21 protein-coding genes are annotated in these 20,381 nt (G+C 69.3%); 5 read left to right on the forward strand and 16 right to left on the reverse strand.

Annotated features, from left to right (window positions below):
* Positions 1-43: 43 nt before the first annotated feature.
* Positions 44-616: a helix-turn-helix domain-containing protein gene (locus tag BIU99_RS03075; protein ID WP_071259444.1), complete on the reverse strand. Its 573-nt coding sequence runs from the start codon at positions 614-616 to the stop codon at positions 44-46.
* Positions 617-646: 30 nt separating this feature from the next.
* Between BIU99_RS03075 and BIU99_RS03080 the strand changes: the two genes are divergently transcribed.
* Both BIU99_RS03080 and BIU99_RS03085 read left to right on the forward strand, forming a co-directional pair.
* The gene (locus BIU99_RS03080) at positions 647-1,372 is read left to right on the forward strand and encodes an AzlC family ABC transporter permease (protein WP_175484345.1); all 726 of its coding nucleotides are present in this window, start codon (positions 647-649) and stop codon (positions 1,370-1,372) included.
* Positions 1,369-1,692 (forward strand): AzlD domain-containing protein, encoded by a 324-nt coding sequence (locus BIU99_RS03085; RefSeq protein WP_217634970.1) that lies wholly within the window; start codon positions 1,369-1,371, stop codon positions 1,690-1,692. Before BIU99_RS03080 ends, BIU99_RS03085 begins: the two co-directional genes overlap by 4 nt.
* A 4-nt stretch (positions 1,693-1,696) precedes the next feature.
* Here the strand turns inward: BIU99_RS03085 and BIU99_RS03090 are convergent, their stop codons facing one another.
* Positions 1,697-2,476, reverse strand: a complete 780-nt coding sequence (locus tag BIU99_RS03090) for a glucosamine-6-phosphate deaminase (RefSeq protein WP_071259446.1) — start codon at positions 2,474-2,476, stop codon at positions 1,697-1,699.
* The gene (locus BIU99_RS03095; RefSeq protein WP_064296638.1) at positions 2,469-3,380 is read right to left on the reverse strand and encodes an ROK family protein; all 912 of its coding nucleotides are present in this window, start codon (positions 3,378-3,380) and stop codon (positions 2,469-2,471) included. The genes BIU99_RS03090 and BIU99_RS03095 overlap by 8 nt, the downstream gene beginning before the upstream one ends.
* Positions 3,381-3,639: 259 nt before the next feature.
* Here BIU99_RS03095 and BIU99_RS03100 point away from each other — a divergent pair, with 259 nt between their 5' ends.
* The gene (locus BIU99_RS03100; protein ID WP_064296639.1) at positions 3,640-4,053 is read left to right on the forward strand and encodes a hypothetical protein; all 414 of its coding nucleotides are present in this window, start codon (positions 3,640-3,642) and stop codon (positions 4,051-4,053) included.
* A gap of 68 nt (positions 4,054-4,121) precedes the next feature.
* On the opposite strand, the gene BIU99_RS03105 is transcribed toward BIU99_RS03100, so the two are convergent.
* From BIU99_RS03105 to BIU99_RS03120, 4 genes are all read right to left on the reverse strand, one after another.
* Entirely contained in the window at positions 4,122-5,039 is a 918-nt protein-coding gene (locus tag BIU99_RS03105; protein ID WP_083397175.1) for a carbohydrate ABC transporter permease, read from the reverse strand.
* Positions 5,036-5,890 carry a carbohydrate ABC transporter permease gene (locus tag BIU99_RS03110; protein ID WP_079003857.1) on the reverse strand — a complete coding sequence of 285 codons (855 nt, stop codon included), beginning with the start codon at positions 5,888-5,890 and terminating at the stop codon, positions 5,036-5,038. Before BIU99_RS03110 ends, BIU99_RS03105 begins: the two co-directional genes overlap by 4 nt.
* A 95-nt stretch (positions 5,891-5,985) precedes the next feature.
* Positions 5,986-7,323: an extracellular solute-binding protein gene (locus tag BIU99_RS03115; protein ID WP_071259450.1), complete on the reverse strand. Its 1,338-nt coding sequence runs from the start codon at positions 7,321-7,323 to the stop codon at positions 5,986-5,988.
* Positions 7,324-7,472: 149 nt separating this feature from the next.
* On the reverse strand, positions 7,473-8,687 hold the full coding sequence (locus BIU99_RS03120; RefSeq protein WP_064296642.1) for an NADP-dependent isocitrate dehydrogenase: 1,215 nt from the start codon (positions 8,685-8,687) through the stop codon (positions 7,473-7,475).
* A 284-nt stretch (positions 8,688-8,971) separates the two neighbouring features.
* Between BIU99_RS03120 and BIU99_RS03125 the strand changes: the two genes are divergently transcribed.
* Positions 8,972-9,424, forward strand: a complete 453-nt coding sequence (locus BIU99_RS03125; protein ID WP_064296643.1) for a GNAT family N-acetyltransferase — start codon at positions 8,972-8,974, stop codon at positions 9,422-9,424.
* A 4-nt stretch (positions 9,425-9,428) separates the two neighbouring features.
* The gene (locus BIU99_RS03130; RefSeq protein WP_064296644.1) at positions 9,429-9,749 is read left to right on the forward strand and encodes an MGMT family protein; all 321 of its coding nucleotides are present in this window, start codon (positions 9,429-9,431) and stop codon (positions 9,747-9,749) included.
* A 16-nt stretch (positions 9,750-9,765) separates the two neighbouring features.
* On the opposite strand, the gene BIU99_RS03135 is transcribed toward BIU99_RS03130, so the two are convergent.
* From BIU99_RS03135 to purN, 9 genes are all read right to left on the reverse strand, one after another.
* Positions 9,766-11,544, reverse strand: coding sequence for a sensor histidine kinase (locus tag BIU99_RS03135; protein ID WP_071259452.1), 1,779 nt, complete (start codon positions 11,542-11,544; stop codon positions 9,766-9,768).
* Complete coding sequence (locus BIU99_RS03140; protein ID WP_064296646.1) at positions 11,537-12,214, reverse strand: response regulator transcription factor; 678 nt, start codon at positions 12,212-12,214, stop codon at positions 11,537-11,539. Before BIU99_RS03140 ends, BIU99_RS03135 begins: the two co-directional genes overlap by 8 nt.
* A 94-nt stretch (positions 12,215-12,308) precedes the next feature.
* Positions 12,309-14,129 carry an ABC transporter ATP-binding protein gene (locus BIU99_RS03145; RefSeq protein WP_064296647.1) on the reverse strand — a complete coding sequence of 607 codons (1,821 nt, stop codon included), beginning with the start codon at positions 14,127-14,129 and terminating at the stop codon, positions 12,309-12,311.
* The gene (locus BIU99_RS03150) at positions 14,126-15,895 is read right to left on the reverse strand and encodes an ABC transporter ATP-binding protein (RefSeq protein ID WP_254773559.1); all 1,770 of its coding nucleotides are present in this window, start codon (positions 15,893-15,895) and stop codon (positions 14,126-14,128) included. Before BIU99_RS03150 ends, BIU99_RS03145 begins: the two co-directional genes overlap by 4 nt.
* 222 nt (positions 15,896-16,117) lie before the next feature.
* Positions 16,118-16,243 carry a hypothetical protein gene (locus tag BIU99_RS20330; protein WP_255376697.1) on the reverse strand — a complete coding sequence of 42 codons (126 nt, stop codon included), beginning with the start codon at positions 16,241-16,243 and terminating at the stop codon, positions 16,118-16,120.
* 180 nt (positions 16,244-16,423) lie between these two features.
* Entirely contained in the window at positions 16,424-16,738 is a 315-nt protein-coding gene (locus tag BIU99_RS03155) for a hypothetical protein (RefSeq protein WP_071259810.1), read from the reverse strand.
* An 88-nt stretch (positions 16,739-16,826) separates the two neighbouring features.
* A complete protein-coding gene (ddaH, locus tag BIU99_RS03160; protein ID WP_071259456.1) occupies positions 16,827-18,038 on the reverse strand; it encodes a dimethylargininase in 1,212 nt (403 codons plus the stop codon).
* A gap of 109 nt (positions 18,039-18,147) precedes the next feature.
* Positions 18,148-19,755, reverse strand: coding sequence for a bifunctional phosphoribosylaminoimidazolecarboxamide formyltransferase/IMP cyclohydrolase (gene purH / locus BIU99_RS03165; RefSeq protein ID WP_071259458.1), 1,608 nt, complete (start codon positions 19,753-19,755; stop codon positions 18,148-18,150).
* The gene (gene purN / locus BIU99_RS03170) at positions 19,752-20,378 is read right to left on the reverse strand and encodes a phosphoribosylglycinamide formyltransferase (protein WP_064296651.1); all 627 of its coding nucleotides are present in this window, start codon (positions 20,376-20,378) and stop codon (positions 19,752-19,754) included. The genes purH and purN overlap by 4 nt, the downstream gene beginning before the upstream one ends.
* Positions 20,379-20,381: the final 3 nt, after the last annotated feature.

The raw sequence follows: 20,381 nt of genomic DNA on the forward strand, positions 1-20,381 counted from the left end.
CCTGGTCACCGAGCTGCCCTGGTCACCGAGCCTGTCGAGGTGCTCAGACGTGTTCGGTGACCACGACGGCGGTCGTGCCCGGCTCGAGTGCCTCGAAGACGTGCGGCACGTCCCCGGCGTGGGCGAGGTAGTCCCCCGGACCGAGTTCGACCTCCTCGCCGACGGGTCCGATGGACGCGCGACCGGTGCTGAGGATCCAGTGCTCGACGACGCCCGGCATGTGCGGCTCCGAGCGCCTCGGCTCCCCGGGTTCGACGACGATACGGTAGATGTCGCGTCGGGCGTTCGGCGGGCAGGCGGACAACACCGTCGCGACGTAGTCCGCCCCGGACGCGGCGAGGGTCGGCCCCTCACCGGCACGGATGACCTGGACCGGCCGTCGCACCGGCTCGACCAGGCGGGCGAAGGGGACGTCGAGGGTGACGCTGAGCGCCCAGAGGGTCTCGAGACTCGGGTTCCCGAGCCCCGCCTCCAACTGCGAGAGGGTCGACTTCGCGATCCCGGCTCGACGGGCCACCTCCGCGAGTGAGAGGCCGGTTCGCTGCCGCTCGCGGGTCAGCGCCGCCGCGACCGCGGCGTGCGGTGCTCCGTCGTCGGATGGTTCGACCTGCGTCATGCGTTCGCTCCAAAGTATTACGCGTTCGATTTGACGAACGCTTCGTACGCGTTCAATATAGTGTACGTGCGTTCGATATGGAGTCACCTCGGTCGGCCGACCACACGGGCCATCGCGCTGGTCTGCGTCGCCGACGGACTGGTCGGCATCTCCTACGGAGCCGTCGCCGTGCACTCGGGCATCCAGCCCTGGGTCGTCCTGGCGCTCGCCCTGCTCGTCCTCGCCGGCGCATCGGAGATCCTGTTCGTCGGGATCGTCGCGGCCGGCGGGAGTCCGCTCACCGCAGCGCTGGCAGGGCTGCTGGTGAACGCCCGTCACCTGCCGTTCGGCCTCGCGATCCACGAGGTCGTCGGCACGGGCTGGCGCCGCGTGCTCGGTACACACCTCCTCAACGACGAGTCCGTCGTCTTCGCGCTCGATCAGGACACCCTGGAGCGGAAGCGCGCCGCGTTCTGGGCGTGCGGCCTCGGCATCCTCCTCTGCTGGCCGGCGGGCGCGGCACTCGGAGCCTTCGCCGGCACCGTGATCGAGGACACGGACGCCTTCGGACTCGACGTGATGTTCCCCGCCGTGCTGCTCGCCCTCATCTTCCCCGCCCTCCGCGAGCGCCGCACACGCCGAGCCGCACTCGTCGGCGCGGTCGTCGCCGTCGCCGCGACGCCGTTCCTCCCCTCGGGGATCCCCGTCCTGTTGTCGCTCGTCGGCCTCCTGTTCGGCTTCGGCCGGAAGCAGCCGAAGCCGGAGGTCACCGCGTGAACCAGTCGATGCTCGTGCTGGTCGGGGTCCTCATCCTCGCCGTGGGCACCTACACGTTCCGCCTGGCCGGGCCACTCCTGCGCACCCGCGCCGAGGTCTCGGACCGGGTCGAGACCCTGCTCGCGGACGCCGCCATCGTCCTGCTCATGGCGGTGCTCACGACCACGGCCCTGACCCAGGACCAGCACTTCGCGGGATTCGCACGACTCTCGGGCGTCCTGGTGGCCGGCGTCCTCGCCTGGAGGAAGTCGCCGTTCGTCGTCATCGTCCTCGCGGCGGCCCTCACCACGGCACTCCTCCGACTGGCGGGCGTCGCCTGAGCCGTCAGATACCTTGCCAGGCGGGCTTGTTGGCGTACGCGTAACGGTAGTAGGCGGCGTGCTGCAGCTCGGACGCCGCCGCTTCATCGAGAACCACCGTGGCGCGCGGGTGCAGCTGCACCGCCGAACCGGGGAGGTTCGCGGAGAGCGGTCCCTCGAGCGCAGCGGCGATCGCAGCGGCCTTGCCCGCACCGAAGGCGAGGAGGACGAGGTGCCTCGCACGGAGGATGGTGCCGAGCCCCTGGGTGATGCAGTGCATGGGGACGTCGTCGATCGAGTCGAAGAACCGTGCGTTGTCCCGGCGAGTCTGCTCCGTCAGGGTCTTCACGCGGGTGAGCGAGGCGAACGACGAGCCCGGCTCGTTGAACCCGATGTGGCCGTCTGTCCCGATGCCGAGGATCTGCAGGTCGACGCCACCGGCGGCCTGGATCGCCGCTTCGTAGTCGGCGCCCGCGTGCTGGATGGTCTCGGCCGCACCGTTCGGCACCTGGATGCGCTCGGGCACGAGGCCGAGTGGCTCGACGACCTCACGCGTGATGACGGAACGGTACGACTCGGGGTGCCCGGCAGGCAGGCCGACGTACTCGTCGAGGGCGAACCCTCGCACCTGCGAGAGGTCGAGGCCGCGGGACCGGGTCGCAAGGGCCTCGTAGACGGGGAGCGGGGTCGAACCCGTCGCCAGCCCGAGGACGGCGTCCGGACGTTCCTCGATCAGGGAGGCGATCGCCTCCGCGACGAGGGCGCCTGCGGCACCGCTGTCCCCCACGATCACGACTTCAGCCATGCGACGGTTCTCCTCTTCCCACGAGTGCTGCGCCGATCGCCGCGACGGGGGATCCCGTCGGCACGAGGCGCACGCGCTGTTCCAACTGCAATGATGCGACGAATCGAGACCCGGCGGCGGATTCGGCCAGAGCCTCGCGGATGACGGCGAGCAGTCGCTCGCCGAGAGCGGTGAGTCCTCCTCCGAGGACGATGTCGTCAGCGTCGACGGTGAGGGTCAGGATGCGGACGGCCGCGGCCGCACCGTGACCGAGGCGTGCGCGGAGGGCGACGGCCCGCGGGTCCCCGGCGTCGGCGTGGTCGAAGAGGTCGAGCACCGGCAGGGCCACGTCGGCTCCCCAGGCGGCGGAGACCGCACCACCGGCGGCCATGGTCTCGACGCACCCCCGCTGTCCGCACCCGCAGCGGTCACCGAGCGGATCGACGGACAGATGCCCGACCTCGCCGGCGACCCCGCTCGAGCCCTGCCAGAGCCGGCCGTCCGTGACGATGCCGGCGGCGACGCCCGTGCCCAGATTGAGGTAGGCCATCGTGCCGGAACCGTCGAGCAGCTGCCAGGCGCCGAGGGCGGCCGCCTTCACATCGTTCTCCACGGCGACCGGGACCCTGAGTCGCTGGGTGAGGATCGCACCGAGCTCGAGTTCCTCCACGTCGAGGTTGACGGCGTGGGTCACCCGGCCGGTGCCCGGGACGGTCAACCCGGGGATACCGACGCCGACCGAGGTGAAGGCGTCGATCGGGCGCGCGACGGCGTCGGAGAGCCGGCTGACGGCCTCGACGGCGGTCTCGACGACGGCTTCGGGCCCGCGTCCCGTGACCAGCCTGAGCCGATGCAGGAGCGCGCCGTCGTCCGTCACGACGACGGCATCGGTCTTCGTGCCGCCGATGTCGAGTCCTACCCTCACGCGCTTCGTCTCCGGAGGGCGTCGTGGCGCGTCTGCATGCTGTGGTTCCTTCGATCCGTGGAGCGACCCGCTCGCACCACCGGTTTGTTCGCCAAGCTTACAAATAAACGGAGCCCGCGTCCATGTCGGCGACGACCACGCACCAGCGTCGGACGGCGTCCGCCTGCGGGTTGCGGGCTCCACCGGGTAGCCTGGAGGCCGACCCGCAGCGCGCGGGCGGGCCCGCCACGGGCACCGAACACGGGGGAATCACACCACCATGAAGAAGAACGCAGCAGCATTCCTCGGCGCGATCGCCGTCTCTGGCCTGCTCCTCACCGGTTGTGCCGGCGGCGCCCAGAGCAAGGAGGATGCGTGCAAGCTCATCCAGTCCGAGGTGACGGAGTCGGCTTCGCAGCTGCAGTCGGGCCTGAGCTCGCTGTCCTCCGACCCCGAGGCGGCCGTCACCCAGCTCGACGACTTCTCCGGAACGTTCAAGGCGGCGGCCGACAAGGTCACGAACGATGAGGTGAAGACCGCGGCGAACGACTCGGTCAAGGCGCTCAACGACTTCATCGATGTCGCGAAGACGGCTGTCGACGACCCGCAGAACGTCGACCAGACCGGGCTCACCGATTCGCTCACGAAGCTCCAGGACGAGTTCACCACGCTCGGCAACACCTGCAGCCTCTAGCTCGACACGACTGACGACGGGTCCCGGATCGCCTGATCCGGGGCCCGTCGCCGTCTCCGGGCCGACGCCTACTTCACGGATCCCTCGGTGAGCCCGCCACGCCAGAACCGTTGCAGCACGATCATCGCGATCGCCAAGGGGATGATCGACAACAGCGCGCCGCCGGTCGTCAGCTCGTAGAACTCCGGCAGGCGGTCGACTTGGCTCCGCCAGTTGTTCAGGCCCAGGGTGATCGGGTACAGCGTGCTGTCGGACAGCATGACGAGTGGCAGGAAGTAGTTGTTCCAGATCCCGACGAGCTGGAAGAGGAAGACGGTCACGAGCGCGGGCGTGAGGATCTTCAGCCCCACGGTGTGGAAGATCCGCAGCTCGCTCGCGCCGTCGATCCGTGCGGCCTCGATGAGCGAGTCGTCGATCGTCGCGTCGGCATAGATCCGGCAGAGGAACAACCCGAACGGTGAGACGAGCGACGGCAGGAGCACCGACCAGTACGTGTTCGCGAGTCCCAGCTGACTGAAGAGCAGGAACAGCGGGAGTGCTGTGGCCGTCCCCGGCACGAGGACCCCGCCGAGGATGGTGCCGAAGACGAGGTTGCGCCCGCAGAACCGGTACTTCGCGAGCGCGTACCCGCCTGCCGCGGCGAGGTACGTCGCGATGAGGGCTCCCACGCCCGCATAGAGCACCGAGTTGCCGAACCAGCGGACGAAGATGCCGCCGTCGTAGGTGAGCACCTCGTGGAGGTTCGACCACAACGAGAACTCCGAGCCGAGGAGGAAGCCGTTGCTGCCGAACAGGTCCTCGGTGCTCTTGGTCGCAGCGATCACCACCCAGTACACGGGCACCAGGAAGTAGACCGCGACGACGACGAGGATGCCCGTCACGAGCACCCGCATCCCCCTGGACCCACCCGGGCGCCCCTGCTGGTCGCTCAGCCGCTGGGCTCGCTTCGACGAGGTCGCGGTCGTGATGCTCCGGGTCTCGCTCATGATGCCCTCCTCGACGTCAGGCGCAGGAAGATGAACGACAGCGCGAACGCGACCAGGGCGATGAGCACCGCCTGCGCTGCGGCGACGTTGTAGTCGTTGTAGGCGAACGCGGTCGTGTAGGCGCTGAGGTTCGGCGTGTACTCGTTGTCGATCGCGGGCGACACGGTCTGCAGCACCTGGGGCTCGGCGAAGAGCTGGAGCGTGCCGATGATGGAGAACACGGTCGTGAGGATGAGCGCCGGCCGGATGAGCGGAAGCTGGATGCTCACCGCGACGCGGAATGGCCCGGCGCCGTCGACCTTCGCGGCTTCGTAGACCTCGCCGGGGATGGCCTTCAACTGGGCGACGACGATCATCATGTTGTACCCGGTGTAGGTCCAGGTCACGATGTTGGCGATGGACCAGAGCACCGTGCCGGCGCCGAGGAAATCGAGCTCGATCCCCATCGCTCCGGCGATGTCGATGATCGGGCTGAGTCCCGGGACGTAGAGGAACGACCAGAGGATCGTCGCGATCACGCCGGGGATGCCGTAGGGCAGGAAGTACACGGCCCGGAAGAACCCCGGCCACTTCGCGGAGGCGGACTCGAGGAGGAGCGCCAGCAGGGTGCACAGCGCGATCATGACCGTGACCTGCACGACGCCGAAGAGGAGCATCCGGCCGATCGAGGCGATGAAGTTGCCGTTCTCCAGGGCCTGGGCGTAGTTGGAGAACCACGCGAACTCGGTCGTGACGCCCTCCTCGCCGAAGACACCCTTCCGTGAGACACGGACGAAGCTGCTGCCGACCGCGACGATGATCGGCAGGATGAAGGTGAGGACGAAGAGCGCCAGGAACGGTCCGAGGAGCATCCACGGAGCCGCGACCGAGGTCCGGCGTCGGCGCTGCGACCCCGACCGGGACGGGTCGTCCGCCACACCACGCGCCGGGCGTTCCCTGACGGCGCTCACGACGCCGCCTCGATCCGGAGGCCCTTGTTGCGGAACGCGGTGATGACGTCACGCTGCCCCTGGACCACGGCGTCCACGAGGGTGCCGCCCGAGGCCTTGGCCCGGAACCCGTCGGCGAGGATGTTGAAGGTCTGCTGGGTGAGTGGCCACCACTGCCACTCGTTGTTCTGTTCCTTGGCCGCCGGCACGAAGACCTCCTCGTTGTAGTTCTGGCCACCGAAGAACTCGCTCGGCTGTCGTCGGCGCGAGCCGATGTAGGCGTCGTTCGGCGACCACCCGATGCCGGAGTGCTCGATCATGGCGTCGATGCCGGCGTCGCTCGTGGTCATCCACACGGCGAACTCGAGCGCCTCCCTCGGGTGGGCGCTGTTCGCCAGGACGGCAGCCGTGGACCCGCCCTGGAAGGTCGAGCCGTACCCCTCGCTCCCCCACCGGGGCAACGGCGCGACCCGCCACTTGCCGTCGGCCCCCGAGACGCCCTGCAGGAGGGCGTCTCCCCAGCTGGCTCCGGCGAGCGACGCGATCGAGTCCTTCGCCGCAGCGGCGAACCAGGCCGGTGAGAACTGGCTGTAGGAGGTGGTCATGACGCCCTCGTCGATGGCCCGGTCGAAGAACCTGGCCGTCTCCAGGGTCGCGTCGTCCGTCATGTCCACGATCCACCGGTCGCCGTCGACACGGAACCAGGACGCGCCGGCCTGGGTCGCCATGGCCGCGAACCACGACGCGTCGTCGAGGGCGAAGCAATCCAGATACATGTCGGCGTCGCGCACCGCCCCCGCCACTTGGAACCACTCGTCCCAGGTGGCCGGGGCCTTCGCGCCCACCCGGTCGAGCAGGTCCGGGCGGTAGTAGAGCGCCATCGGACCGGAGTCCTGTGGGATCCCGTAGACCCCGTCGACGTAGGAGACCTGGTTCCAGAGGGTCTCGTTGTACCGCGACGCGACCTCGTCCGCGCCGTAGCGCCGGAGGTCGACCAACCCGTTCACGAGCAGGAACTCGGGGAGCGTCCGCATCTCGACCTGCGCGAGGTCCGGACCACCACCCGCGGCGAGCGCCGAGTAGAGCTTCTGATACCCGCCGTCGTTGCCTCCGGGGATCCACACGGCCTCGACCTGCACGCTCGGGTGGTCGGCGTTCCAGACGTCGGCGACCTTCTGGAGGTCCTTCAACCAGGCCCAGTACGTGAGCGTGATCCGTTCACCGGCGGCGGCCGGGGCGATCGTCGGACCGGTGTTCGGCGACACCGTCCCCGGGGTGGAACAGCCCGCCAGGAGTGCGGTCGCACCACCGGCTGCAGCCCAGGCCAGCAACTGTCTTCTCGTCATCGGTGACATCGATGGTCCTCACGTCGTCGTCGAGGTGGTCCATCGACGCTAACACGACCGTCCGGGCCGGCGTCGTGACCCGAACGACGGACGGGGCCCGGGAGCGTGTGCTCCCGGGCCCCGTCCGTGTGGTGCCGGTGCCGGTCAGGCCGACGTCGTCAGGCCAGGCGCGCCTTGAGGTTCGCCGAGATGGTCTCGAGGAACTCCTCGGTCGTCTGGTAGGCCTGGTCGGGGCCGACGAGGAGCGCGAGGTCCTTCGTCATGGCGCCGGACTCGACCGTCTTGATGACGACGTCTTCGAGGGTCGCCGCGAACTCGATGAGCTCCTGGTTGCCGTCGAGCACGCCTCGGTGCTGCAGACCACGGGTCCACGCGAAGATCGAGGCGATCGGGTTCGTCGACGTGGGCTTGCCCTGCTGGTGCTGGCGGTAGTGGCGCGTGACGGTGCCGTGTGCGGCCTCGGCCTCCACGATCTTGCCGTCGGGCGTGGCCAGCACGCTCGTCATGAGGCCGAGCGAGCCGAAGCCCTGAGCCACGGTGTCGGACTGGACGTCGCCGTCGTAGTTCTTGCAGGCCCAGACGTAACCACCCTCCCACTTCATGGCCGAGGCGACCATGTCGTCGATGAGTCGGTGCTCGTAGGTGATGCCGGCAGCCTCGAACCGCTCCTTGAACTCCGCGTCGAAGATCTCCTGGAAGATGTCCTTGAACCGGCCGTCGTAGGCCTTGAGGATGGTGTTCTTCGTGGAGAGGTACACCGGGTAGTTGCGGTTCAGGCCGTAGTTGAGGCTGGCACGCGCGAAGTCGCGGATCGAGGCGTCGAGGTTGTACTGCACCTGTGCGATGCCGTCGCCGGGCGACTGGAAGACCTCGAACTTCTGCGGCTCCGAGCCGTCGTCGGGCGTGAACTCGACCGTGAGCTTGCCCTCGCCCTTGAACAGGAAGTCGGTCGCGCGGTACTGGTCGCCGAACGCGTGGCGGCCGATGATGATCGGCTTGTTCCAACCGGGCACGAGACGCGGGATGTTCGAGATGATGATGGGCTCGCGGAAGATGACGCCGCCGAGGATGTTGCGGATGGTGCCGTTCGGGCTCCGCCACATCTTCTTGAGACCGAACTCCTCGACACGTGCCTCGTCGGGGGTGATGGTCGCGCACTTGACGCCGACGCCGTGCTTCTGGATGGCGTGCGCGGCGTCGATCGTGATCTGGTCGTCCGTCTCGTCACGCTTCTCGATGCCGAGGTCGTAGTACTCGAGGTTCACATCGAGGTAGGGGTGGATGAGCGAGTCCTTGATGAACTGCCAGATGATGCGAGTCATCTCATCGCCGTCGAGTTCGACGACGGTGCCTTCGACCTTGATCTTCGACACTGGTTGTCCTTTCTGATGCCGCCCTGAGCCGAGCGGCCTACGGAGGTGCGCACGCGGTGGAGTGCTCCGCATGGCATGGAGGAGACCGCATCCGAAAGGTGGACGGCACGGCCACGCCCTAGCTTACAAGACCTGCCAGGTCTCTTGACATCGAGACAGTTGGATCCGACGGCACCCGGACGCCCCGCTCCCCGGCTGTGGGTCGGCCGTGGATGTCGCCGCGAGGAGCGTGTCGGCGGTCCGACGGACTATCCGCGGTCCGCCGGACAGGTTAGCCTGGGCTCATGGCTGAGCTGCGTCTGGAAGAACTGTCCGCATCGACGATCGTGGCGGTCAACGCGCTCACCATGAAACCCGGGCAGGAGCAGTTCATCGCCCCGGTGTCCTACGCGGTCGCGGCCGCGGTCGTGAACCCCGCCACCTCCTGGCAGCGCGTCATCCTCGACGGCGACGAGGTCGTCGGATTCATCTCCGCCAACTTCGACCACGAGTCGACGCAGGAGGAGTTCCGCTCCGCCCTGTGGCGCATCAACGTCGACGCCGACGACCAGGGCCGCGGCGTCGGCCGGTTCGCGGTGGCCTCGCTCATCGAGGAGGCCAAGCAGCGCGGCTTCGACCACGTCAACGTCATCTACGAGCCCGGCGACCTCGGTCCCGAGGCGTTCTTCCTCCGCGTCGGGTTCTCCCCCGTCGGCGAGACCCAGTACGGCGAGACCATCGGCAGCATCAGCCTCTGAGACGGTGAGCGGGTCGTCACCGACGGACTCGGCTGAGGCGTTCGCCGAGGCCGTGCTGGCCGTCGTCGCCGACATCCCCGAGGGCTGCGCCCTGAGTTACGGCCAGGTCGCGTCCATCATCGGGTCGAAGTCGGCGCGCGGCGTCGGTCGCGTGATGGCGCAGTACGGGCACGCCGTGCCCTGGTGGCGGGTCGTCCGGTCGGGCGGTCTCCCTCCGACGGGGCACGAGGATCGCGCCCTCGAACACTACGAGGCCGAGGGCACACCGATCGTCCCGATGAGCGGCGGGCGGTACCGCCTGGGTCGCGAGGCACTGCTGTACTGACCGGCTTCGCACCCGATCAGCCGGGCAGGTGGATCGAGACGACCGTCCCGGCACCGATCGGACTCTCGACGCGCATCGTCCCGCCGACGGCGTCGACCCGGTCCGCCAGACCGCGCAACCCGCTTCCCCGCGCGGGGTCGGCACCGCCCACCCCGTCGTCCGCGACCACGACCCGGAGCCCGCCGTCCGGATCGTCGGAGACGACCACCTCGCAGCTCGACGCCCCGGAGTACTTCGTGACGTTGGCCAGGCACTCCGAGACGACGTAGTAGACCGTCGACTCGATGAGCTGCCCGGGCCGCTCGCGGAGCTCGACGGCGACCTTGGTGACGACGGTGCACCGGCGCCCGAGTTCGGCGATCGCCGGCGCCAGTCCGCCCTCGGCCAGGAGCGCCGGGTGCAGACCTCGGGCGAGTTCGCGGAGCTCCTTGATGGCGCTCGCGAGCTGATCGATGGTGGTCTCGAGGCCGTCGGCCAGGGCGAGTTGGCCGTCGGCGCGTGCAGCGTCGCTCGCCATCCGGAGTCGCAGCGCGACGGAGAACAGCTGCTGCTGGGAGCCGTCGTGCAGGTCGCGCTCCGCCCGCCGTCGCGCTTCGTCGGCCGCCTGCACGATGCGCAACCGCGACCGGCTCACCTCGCGCAACGAGTGGCGGAGTTCAGCGGTGAGTCGTTCGTTGTCGATCATAATGCGCAGCGACGCCGACACCGACCGGAGCAACTGCGGATTGTCGAGCAGAGCCGCGTCGTGCTCGATGTACACGAGCGGCGCGTCCGCGTCGCCGACGCTCGACATCGCCCGACCGCGTGGGTCCCGGTCGGTGGTCCGCTGCGATCCCGGCCAGACGAGCCGGGCGGTGCGGTCCCCGAGGACGGTCTTCACCGCACCGTCCCAGCGGTCGTGACCGGTCTCGCTCAGCTGTCCGGTCTGCACGAGGTCGACGGCCCTGGCGCGGATCGTCCGCATCCGGATGAGACCCGTCGCGTACGCGGCAGGGACGAGCACCACCGAGAACGCGTTGAGGTCCTCGACGACGAGCCGGAGGTGCTCCGGCCATCCCCCGAGGCGGACGAGGGACCACGCGACCCCGATGACGAGCCACAACACGAACGCCACCGGCATGATGAAGGCGACCTGTCTGGCCGCTCCGCTGCTCCGCGCCCACCGCAGGAGCACGACACCCGCGACCACGACCGCGAAGGCCCCCATGACACCCGCGTGGACCCGACCGAGCGCGTCGGCCACGTCTCCGGTCGCGAGGACGGCGTACCGACTCCGCTCATGGCTCGCGTCGAGCACGTGGTTCGGGGTCACCAGGAGCGTCACGATCGCATAGGTGACGAGGTAGACCGAGGCGGTGATGACGAGCCGCCGATCGAAGCCGCGCCGCAGCCGGCCCGCCGGGAAGGCCAGGGCCAGCCACACCAGCGCGACCCCCGGGAGCACGGAGATCGACATGAGGAGCGGCCAGAGCCAGCCCGCGTCGACGCCGTACGCCCACATGTAGGCCGTCTCGGCCAGCGCGTACCCGACGATCACCCAGCCCGGAGCGGCCGTCGGAGCCAGCCACCAGATCAGCCCTGCCGCCACCAGTGCCGCGAGGTGGCCCACCAACCAGGGCAGACCGTTGCCGTCGGCGATACCCGGCTGGACGACGCCGAACACGACCGACAGGACGCACACGAGTGCGGCGGCGAGCAGGATGCCGAGTCGCAGCGGCCACGGCAGGCGCCCGCGGCCGGCCGGTGCCGGGATGGGCAGCGAGGTCGCCCGTCCGTGTGGGCGACCGTCAGCCATCCGTGTGTTCCAGCCATCGCACGACCGCGAGGACGCGGCGGTGGTCCGCCGGTGAGTCCTCGAGTCCGAGCTTGGCCAGGATGCGGCTGATGTGTGCTTCGACGGTCTTCAGACTGACGACCAGCGCCTTCGCGATGCCGGAGTTCGATCGCCCCTCGGCCATGAGGGTGAGGACTTCGCGTTCCCGCTCCGTGAGGTGGTCCAGGCCGTCGGACCGGGTCCGCTCCGCGACGAGGAGGGAGACGACCTCGGGATCCACGACGGACTCACCCGCCGCCACGCGCTCCACGGCGTCGACGAGCGTCCCGGAGTCGGCGACGCGGTCCTTCAGCAGGTAACCGGTGCCACCTCCGGAGCCGAGCGCGCGGACCGCGTAGGAGGGCACCGCGTACGTGCTCAGCAGGAGCACCCCGGCTGCGAAGCCCGACGCCCGCAACTGCTCGAGGGCGACGATGCCCTCGTCGGTGTGGGTGGGCGGCATCCGGATGTCGAGCACCACGGCGTCGAGCTGCAGCCCCGCGTCGATGCGGTCGACCAGGTCGACCGCCGACCCGAACGATCCGACCACGTCGTGACCACCCGCCTTGAGGATCTGCGCGACACCCTCACGGAGGAGCACCGCGTCGTCCGCGACGGCGACACGCAGCGAACGCGGTTCCTGACTGGTCATCCGCTCATTGTGGCAGGTCGACGAGACGAGGTGTAGTGCCCACGGGGTCACTCCGTCACCTGAGGACCCCGTGGACACGCCTGCGCGGCCCGGGTCAGCCGACCGAGGACCGCCAGGCGGCGTGCATCGCGGCGAACCGACCCGTGCCGCCGATGAGCTCCGCTGGCGCGCCGTCCTCGACCACCCGGCCGTGCTCCATCACGAGCACCCGGTCGGCGATCGCGACGGTCGACAACCGGTGCGCGATGATGATCGCGGTGCGGTCCGCGAGCAGGGTCTGCAGCGCGTCCTGGACGAGTCGCTCGCTCGGGATGTCGAGCGATGCGGTCGCCTCGTCGAGGATCAGCACGGCCGGATCCGCGAGGAACGCCCGCGCGAACGACAGGAGCTGCCGCTGTCCGGCCGAGACCCGACCACCGCGCTTGTTCACGTCGGTGTCGTAGCCGTTCGGCAACGCCTCGATGAAGGTGTGCGCGCCGACGGCCTTCGCGGCGGCGGTGATCTCCTCGATCGTCGCGTCGGGCTTGCCCAACGCGATGTTGTCGGCGACCGAGCCGGAGAACAGGTAGGCCTCCTGCGTCACCATGACGATCGCCCGACGGAGGTCCTTCGGGTGGAGGTCGCGCAGGTCGATGCCGTCGAGGCGCACCGCACCGTCGGTCGGGTCGTAGAACCGACTGATGAGCTTCGCGAGCGTCGACTTGCCCGCACCGGTCGTGCCGACGAGTGCGATGGTCTGCCCTGCCGGGATCTCGAGGTCGAATTCCGGGAGCACCACCCGGTCGGCGGCGTACGCGAACGTCACGTCGTCGAAGGTGATGCGTCCCTGCGACGTCCACAGGTCGACCGGCGCGACCGGGTCGGGCACCCCGGGACGCTCCTCGAGCACGCCGGAGATCTTCTCGAGCGCCGCAGCGGCCGACTGGTAGGAGTTGTAGAACATCGCCATCTCCTCCATCGGGTCGAAGAACCGCCGCGTGTAGAGGAGCGCCGCGAGCAGCGCTCCGATCGCGAGCTGTCCGTCCGCGACCCGGAACCCGCCGACCAGGAGCACCACGGCGACGGAGACGTTGCCGATGAACACCAGTCCGGGATCGAACACCCCGAACAGCTGGATGACCCGGGCGTTGGTGTCGCGGTACTGCTCCACGAGCTCGCCGAACGCGCGCTCGTTCCGCCGCTCCTTCCGGAACGCCTTCACAGCACGGATACCGGTCATCGCCTCCACGAAGAACACGATGAGCTTCGCCGACCGGACCCGCGACTCGCGGAACATCCGCTGCGAGCGGAGCTGGAACCAGCGCGTGAGCACGAACAGCGGGATGAGTGATCCGAGGAGGACCAGCCCGCTCACCCAGTCGACGAGGACGAGGGCCGCCGCGGTGAACCCCATGTACAGCACGCCGGACACGAGCTGATTGATCCCGGAGTCGAGCAGCTCGCGGATGGAGTCGAGGTCGCTCGTCTGCCGGGAGATGATGCGACCCGAGGTGTAGCTCTCATGGAAGTCGAGGCTGAGCCGCTGCGTCTGCAGGAACACGCGCTTCCGCAGGTCGATCAGGATCGCCTGGCTGATCCGAGCGGCGAGCACGGTGTACCAGGAGATCAGCGTCGCACCGGCGGCGCCGGTCAGCAGGTACGCGCCGACCACGAGGAAGGCCGGCATCCAGTCGGCGCGTTCCAGGACGGCCGGGAGGGCGCGGTCGATGCCGAGGGCGATCAACGCGGGCCCGGCGACCTGGGCGGCCGTCGACACCACGACGATGGTCATGGCGGCGATCACGCGCAGGCGCAGGGGCGCGAGCAGCGATCCGAGCAGGCGCAGCGAACGGCGCCGGATGTGCGCGGACTCGTCACGGGTGAGGTCGTCGCGCTCCTCACCCTCCACTCCGTGGACGGTCGTCGGCGGGGTCACAGGTTCACCTCCTGGCGGTTTGACTCTCGTTCGTCGTCTTCCAGACTCGAGATCACGTAGCGGTAATGGGCGTTGTGCTGCAACAGCTCACTGTGGCGACCCACGGCGGTGATGCGACCGTCCTCCAGGAGGGCGACGCGGTCCGCCAGGGTGACGGTGCTCGGCCGGTGGGCGACGATCAGGGCCGTGGTGGAGGCGAGCACGCGGCGGAGTGCCGCTTCGACGAGCGCCTCGGTGTCGACGTCGAGCGCCGACAACGGATCGTCCAGCACGAGCACCTCCGGCCGCGCGGCCACCGCACGCGCGAGTGCGAGCCGCTGACGCTGCCCACCGGACAGGCTGAGCCCCTCTTCACCGACCAGCGTCTCGACGCCGTTCGGCAATTCGTCGACGAACCCGGCCTGGGCGATGTCGAGCGCCTCGCGCAGGATCCGATCGGCCTCCGCGGAGTCGAGGTCGATGTCGTCCCGCCCGAGGAGGACGTTCTCCTTGACGCTCGCCGAGAAGAGGGTCGCATCCTCGAACGCCATCGCGATGTGCCGGCGCAGGTCTTCTCGGGTGAGCGCACGGATGTCGACCCCGTCGAGCAGGATCCGCCCACCCGTGACGTCGTACAGGCGGGTGGTCAGTGCCGTGATGGTCGACTTCCCGGAACCCGTCAGACCGACGAGTGCCATGGTCTCCCCAGGCTCGAGCCGGAGGTCGACGCCGTCCACCACGTCCGCATAGCGGTCGGGTGCGTCCTGGTAGCGGAAATGCACGTCCTCGAACACGAGCTCGCCGCGCGGTTCACGGATGCGTACGGGGTGCTCGGGGTCGGTGATCGTGTTGACCGAGTCGATGACCTCGAAATACCGGTCGGTCGCCGTCCGGGTGTCGAAGGTCATCGCGAGCAGGAAGCCGATCGACTCGATCGGGAACCGCAGGATCGTGGCCGTCGCGAAGAAGGCGAACAGCTGACCGACGGTGAGTTCACCGATCGACGCGAGCCAGACCCCCGCCAACAGGCAGAGCGCGAAGGCGACGTCCGGCAACAGGACGAGCCAGAACCAGATCCCCGCGATGGCCTTGGCCTTCTCGATCTCGGTCCCCCGCAGGTCCTCGGCGCGCGACGTGAAGCTCCGCAGGGCGTGCTTGCCGCGACCGAACGCCTTGAGCACCCGGATGCCGTGGACGGACTCCTCGACGGCGGTCGCCAGGTCACCCGCCTGGTCCTGGCTGCGCCGGGCGATGACCGAGTAGCGCCCCTCGAAGGTGAACCCGAACACCCACACGGGGATGGCGAGCGCGATGAAGATGAGTCCGAGCAGCCAGTTCCAGGTGAACAGGATGACGGCACCGATGACGATCGTGACGCCGTTGACGATCAGGAGCACGAAGCCGAACGAGATCCACCGGCGGATGAGTCCGAGGTCGCTGACGGCGCGGGAGAGCAGCTGTCCGCTCTGCCACCGGTCGTGGAAGGTCACGGGGAGGTCCTGCAACTTGGCGAACAGCGCATTGCGCATCCGCGCCTCGACGTGGGTCCCGGGGGTCAGTACGAACCAGCGGCGCAGCGCGATCATGACCGCCTCGAGGACACCGAGGGCGAGGACCACGAGCACAGCCGGCCAGATCTGCGCGGAGTCGCCGGTCGAGAGCGGACCGTCGACGAGCGCCTGCAGCACGAGCGGGATCGCGAGAGCCACCAGGCCGGCGACGAGCGCGGCGACCATGCCGAGCACGATCCGCGGCATGGCGGTCTTCGCGAAGGGGTAGATCCGCATCAGGGCACGGAACGTGCTCTGGCGCGGTTGGACAGGACGGCGTTCATCGCCGAGCGGAGTCATGACGGGGATTCCTTGCGAGAGCGTCGGTGACGTCGATCACCGACGGGATGATGGTCGTGGAACGGCCGGACGGCGAGGTCGCTGTGCGAGGTCGCAGCATCCGGTGACGGGCCCGGACGAGGCCGGACGGATGGTGAGGTGGACTGCCTGGCGCTCGTGCTAAGCGTCGGCGTCCGCTGCGGCGGCGCGTCCGGCTGGCGCCGGGACGGCCACGGGGCGGCGGCTCGAGGCGGAGCGGGCACGATCGACCGTCGGCGCGAGCGCGGTGTGGTTCGAGAGCGTCATGGCATCCTCCTCATCCTGTTTGGCGAGAGCCGCGGGCCGGGTGTACAGGTCGCACTCGAACGCGGGCGGCGACCGATCACGGTGAACGAGGTTCGGCGCAGCAGACCAGACTATGGGAATCGGCCATCAGCCTGCAAGGGATCCATGCGGTTGCACGCACCGGTCCGGGTGGTCCCGTCGTCAGGAGATCGGTTCGTCGACGATGCCGACGAAGGCTCCGATGCCGTCGACCTCCCGCCGACGGGCACCCTCGGGCACCGGCGGCAGCTCGTCGGCGCCGTGCCAGGAACAGGTCACCATCGAGAACTCCGGCCACCACTTCTTCGGGCGGAGCGTCTCGCTGGTGCCGCAGATCGAGCACCGCAACTCCACCCAGACCGGCCGTTTCCCGGTCCGGTTCGCGCGGGACTGCACGTACCAGGCGGGCGGGTCGGCCTGGAACGCCGCCAACTGGTCCGCCGACCAGAACGGCGGAATCCCGTGGTGTCTGGCCATCTCGAGCGGGATGTCCAATCGCTGCGCGACGGTCCTCCGGCTCAGATCCCGACCGCCGCGCGCTCCAGCCTGCTGCTCCACGATCGGCTCAGCTGACCCGCACGGACAGGCAGGTCACGCAGCCCTCGAGCTTCTCGAACTCGCTGATGTCCACCTGGACCACGGTGTAGCCGCGGTCCTCGAGCAGCGCAGCCGTCTTGGGAGCGGCTGCGGAGATGAGCACGGTGTCCTCCGCGAGTTCGACGACCGCGACGCCCTCGCGCTCGGGCACGACGAGGTGGCGACCGAAGAAGGACGGGTCCTCGACGAGGTCGGGGTGGACGAGCACGGTCCCGTCGGGAAGCGCGGTGACCGTCGACTTCAGGTGGAGGGCGGTCGTGACGGGGACCGCCACGACATCGAACCCGAGCGGCGCGAGGATGGCTCGGAGCTGCCGGACGCCTTCGGCGTTGGTGCGGCCGCTGCGACCGACGTAGACGGTCGTGCCGACCCGGAGGACGTCGCCGCCCTCGAGGGTGCCTTCGCCCTCGATCCGGTGGATCCGGAGGCCGAGCTCACGGGCGGTGGTCTCGGCTGCGACGACCTCGGGGCGACGGCTCTCTGCGCCAGGTCGGGTCACGACGGCGACGTCGCCGATCACGATGACGGCGTCCTCGATGAAGACGGAGTCCGCGAGCTGCTCGGCCCAGGAGACCTCGGTGGTGTCCCAGCCGGCGGCGTCGAACGCGGCGACGTAGGCGTCCCACTGCTTGTCGGCGAGCTCGGCATCGATCGGCGTGCGCTCCAGGTGCGTCACGAGGCCTTCGGCGAGGTTTGAGGCGGGCATGCGCACGAGCGCGATCCGGCGTCCGTCGTCGAGCACGGCGTCCTGCGTGCGGACGACCATCCAGTACACGGGGTATCCGATGAATGCCGCGGAGAGCGCGACGACGACCACGAAGACGAGGTTGAGGCTGATGAGCGTCGCGACGATGCTGCCGAGCACGGTGCTGTCGATGGGCTGCCCCGTCGTCGCCACCTGGACGATGAGGCCGAGGAGCGCTCCGATGACGGCGAGGGCGGCGCCGCCCAGCAGGGCGAGGAGTCGGTACCGGTAGAGGCCGACGACGCCCACGATCAGCAGCAGCACGAAGGTGATGATCGTGCTCTCGAAGAAGTACGGGCTCGCCTGGGCGAAGATCGTCCCGGCGAACTGGTAGCCGACGAACGTGACGAACATGACCCCCAGGAAGCCCACGACGATGGTCGCGACGGCGGCGGCGGCGGATGCGATGAGCTTGCGGCTCCAGGTGGCAGTCATCCGACAACCGTAGCCCAACGACACAGCGGCGTCGGGCCATGTGGGCCCGACGCCGCTGGGAGATCACCAAGAGCCAGCCCAGAACCCCCACAGGGGCGGGCGGCACGGCCTAGTGGAAGAAGTGACGCTCCCCCGTGAAGTACATGGTCACGCCGGCGGCTTCGGCCGCAGCGATGACCTCTTCGTCGCGGACGGAACCACCGGGCTGCACGACCGCGCGCACGCCGGCGTCGAGCAGGACCTGCAGGCCGTCCGCGAACGGGAAGAAGGCGTCCGAGGCCGCGACGGAGCCCGCCGCGCGGTCACCGGCTCGGCTCACGGCGAGGTGGCAGGAGTCGACGCGGTTGACCTGGCCCATCCCGACGCCCACGCTCGCGCTGCCCTTGGCGAGCAGGATGCCGTTGGACTTGACCGAGCGGCACGCCTTCCACGCGAAGATGAGGTCGAGCAGGGTGTCGTCGTCGGCCGGTTCGCCAGTGACGAGCGTCCAGCCCTTGGCGGTGTCCTGCGGGTCGTCGGCGAAGCGGTCCGCGTCCTGGTAGAGCAGGCCACCGGAGATCTGCCGGACCTCGCGGTCCTCACGCACGAAGTCCTCCGGCAGCTGCAGGAGCCGCAGGTTCTTCTTCGTCTTGAGCACCTCGAGCGCGGCGTCCTCGAAGCCCGGGGCGACGAGCACCTCGGTGAAGATCTCCTTGACCGTCTCGGCCATGCCGAGGGTCACGACGCGGTTGGCTGCGATGACGCCGCCGAAGGCGGAGACCGGGTCGCACTCGTGCGCCCGACGGTGGGCCGAGGCGATCGGGTCGGGTGCCTTCGGGTTCGCGAAGGCGATACCGCACGGGTTCGCGTGCTTGATGATCGCGACGGCGGGGTTGGCGAAGTCGTAGGCCGCGCGGACCGCCGCGTCGGCGTCGACGTAGTTGTTGTACGACATCTCCTTGCCGTGCAATTGCGTCGCCTGGGCGATCCCTGCACCACCCGGACGGACGTACAGCGCCGCGGCCTGGTGCGAGTTCTCGCCGTAGCGCAGCACCGCCTCGCGACGACCGGTGACGGTCAGCGTGCTGGGGAAGGCGTCCACCTCGGTCGTCTCCGTGCTCGCGAACCAAGCGGACACCGCCGCGTCGTACGAGGCGGTGTGGTCGAAGGCCTGCGCGGCGAGCGAGCGACGCTGAGCGAGCGTGGTGCCGCCGGCCGCGACGGCCTCGGTGATCAGCCCGTAGCGTTCGGGAGAGACGACGATCGCGACGTTGGCGTGGTTCTTCGCCGAGGCGCGCACCATCGCCGGCCCACCGATGTCGATCTGTTCGACGACGTCGTCACCGGCGGCGCCGCTCGCGACCGTCTCGACGAAGGGGTACAGGTTCACGACGACGAGCTGGAACGGCTCGATACCGAGCTCGGCGAGCTGGGCCTCGTGGGATTCGAGGCGCAGATCGGCGAGGAGTCCGGCGTGCACCGAGGGGTGCAGGGTCTTGACGCGACCGTCGAGCGACTCGGGGAATCCGGTGACCTCGGACACGTCGGTCACCGTGTGGCCCGCACCGCGGATGGTCGCCGCAGTGGAGCCGGTGGAGACGATCTCGACGCCCGCTGCCGCGAGTGCGCCGGCGAGCTCGAGCAGCCCGGTCTTGTCGCTGACCGAGATCAGCGCCCGGCGGACGGGGACGAGGTCGCGTTCGCGGTAGAGGCTGTGGTCGTGGCTGGGACCGCTCATGACTGGGGTGCTCCTTCTGCTGGCGGGCGGGACGCCGTGGAGAGCGCCTCGAGGTCGATGGTTCCGGTGGCGAGGTCGCGGACGGCCTGGACGAGCAGTCGACGCTCCACCGGCTTGATCCGCTCGTGGAGGCTGTGCTCCGTGTCGTCGGGCAGGACCGGGACACGCTCCTGCGAGATGATCGGACCCGCGTCGACACCGTTGTCGACGACGATGATCGATGCCCCGGTCTGCGAGGCGCCTGCCGCCAGTGCGTCCCGGACGCCGTGCGCGCCCGGGAACTCGGGGAGGTACGCGGGGTGCGTGTTGATGATGCGCGGCGAGAGGGCGTCGACGACGACGGGCGGCAGGAGGCGCATGAGGCCGCTGAGGACGAGGACGTCCGGGTTCCAGACCCGGATCTGTTCGAGGAGCGCCGCGCCCCACTCCGCCCGCGAGTCGAAGGACGAGTACGGGACGGTGAACGACGGGATGCCGAACTCCTCGGCGTGAGCAAGGCCGTCAGCCTCCCGATCGGCACCGACGGCGATGACGCGAGCGGGGAAATCCGCGTCGCGTGAGGCTTCGAGGAGGGCGCGGAGATTGGATCCGCCACCGGAGATCAGCACGACGAGTGACAGCACCAG

This window comes from Plantibacter sp. MMLR14_011 (assembly GCF_001865025.1).
In the GTDB taxonomy this organism is placed as follows: Bacteria; Actinomycetota; Actinomycetes; order Actinomycetales; family Microbacteriaceae; genus Plantibacter; species Plantibacter flavus_A.

Coding starts and splice junctions, on each gene's coding strand:
- BIU99_RS03075 (WP_071259444.1), bottom strand. CDS start 616: ATGACGCAGGTCGAACCATCCGACGACGGAGCACCGCACGCCGCGGTC.
- BIU99_RS03090 (WP_071259446.1), bottom strand. CDS start 2,476: ATGGCTGAAGTCGTGATCGTGGGGGACAGCGGTGCCGCAGGCGCCCTC.
- BIU99_RS03100 (WP_064296639.1), top strand. CDS start 3,640: ATGAAGAAGAACGCAGCAGCATTCCTCGGCGCGATCGCCGTCTCTGGC.
- BIU99_RS03105 (WP_083397175.1), bottom strand. CDS start 5,039: ATGAGCGAGACCCGGAGCATCACGACCGCGACCTCGTCGAAGCGAGCC.
- BIU99_RS03110 (WP_079003857.1), bottom strand. CDS start 5,890: ATGCTCCTCGGACCGTTCCTGGCGCTCTTCGTCCTCACCTTCATCCTG.
- BIU99_RS03115 (WP_071259450.1), bottom strand. CDS start 7,323: ATGTCACCGATGACGAGAAGACAGTTGCTGGCCTGGGCTGCAGCCGGT.
- BIU99_RS03125 (WP_064296643.1), top strand. CDS start 8,972: ATGGCTGAGCTGCGTCTGGAAGAACTGTCCGCATCGACGATCGTGGCG.
- BIU99_RS03135 (WP_071259452.1), bottom strand. CDS start 11,544: ATGGCTGACGGTCGCCCACACGGACGGGCGACCTCGCTGCCCATCCCG.
- BIU99_RS03140 (WP_064296646.1), bottom strand. CDS start 12,214: ATGACCAGTCAGGAACCGCGTTCGCTGCGTGTCGCCGTCGCGGACGAC.
- BIU99_RS03150 (WP_254773559.1), bottom strand. CDS start 15,895: ATGCGGATCTACCCCTTCGCGAAGACCGCCATGCCGCGGATCGTGCTC.
- BIU99_RS20330 (WP_255376697.1), bottom strand. CDS start 16,243: ATGACGCTCTCGAACCACACCGCGCTCGCGCCGACGGTCGATCGTGCC.
- BIU99_RS03155 (WP_071259810.1), bottom strand. CDS start 16,738: ATGGCCAGACACCACGGGATTCCGCCGTTCTGGTCGGCGGACCAGTTG.
- ddaH (WP_071259456.1), bottom strand. CDS start 18,038: ATGACTGCCACCTGGAGCCGCAAGCTCATCGCATCCGCCGCCGCCGCC.
- purH (WP_071259458.1), bottom strand. CDS start 19,755: ATGAGCGGTCCCAGCCACGACCACAGCCTCTACCGCGAACGCGACCTC.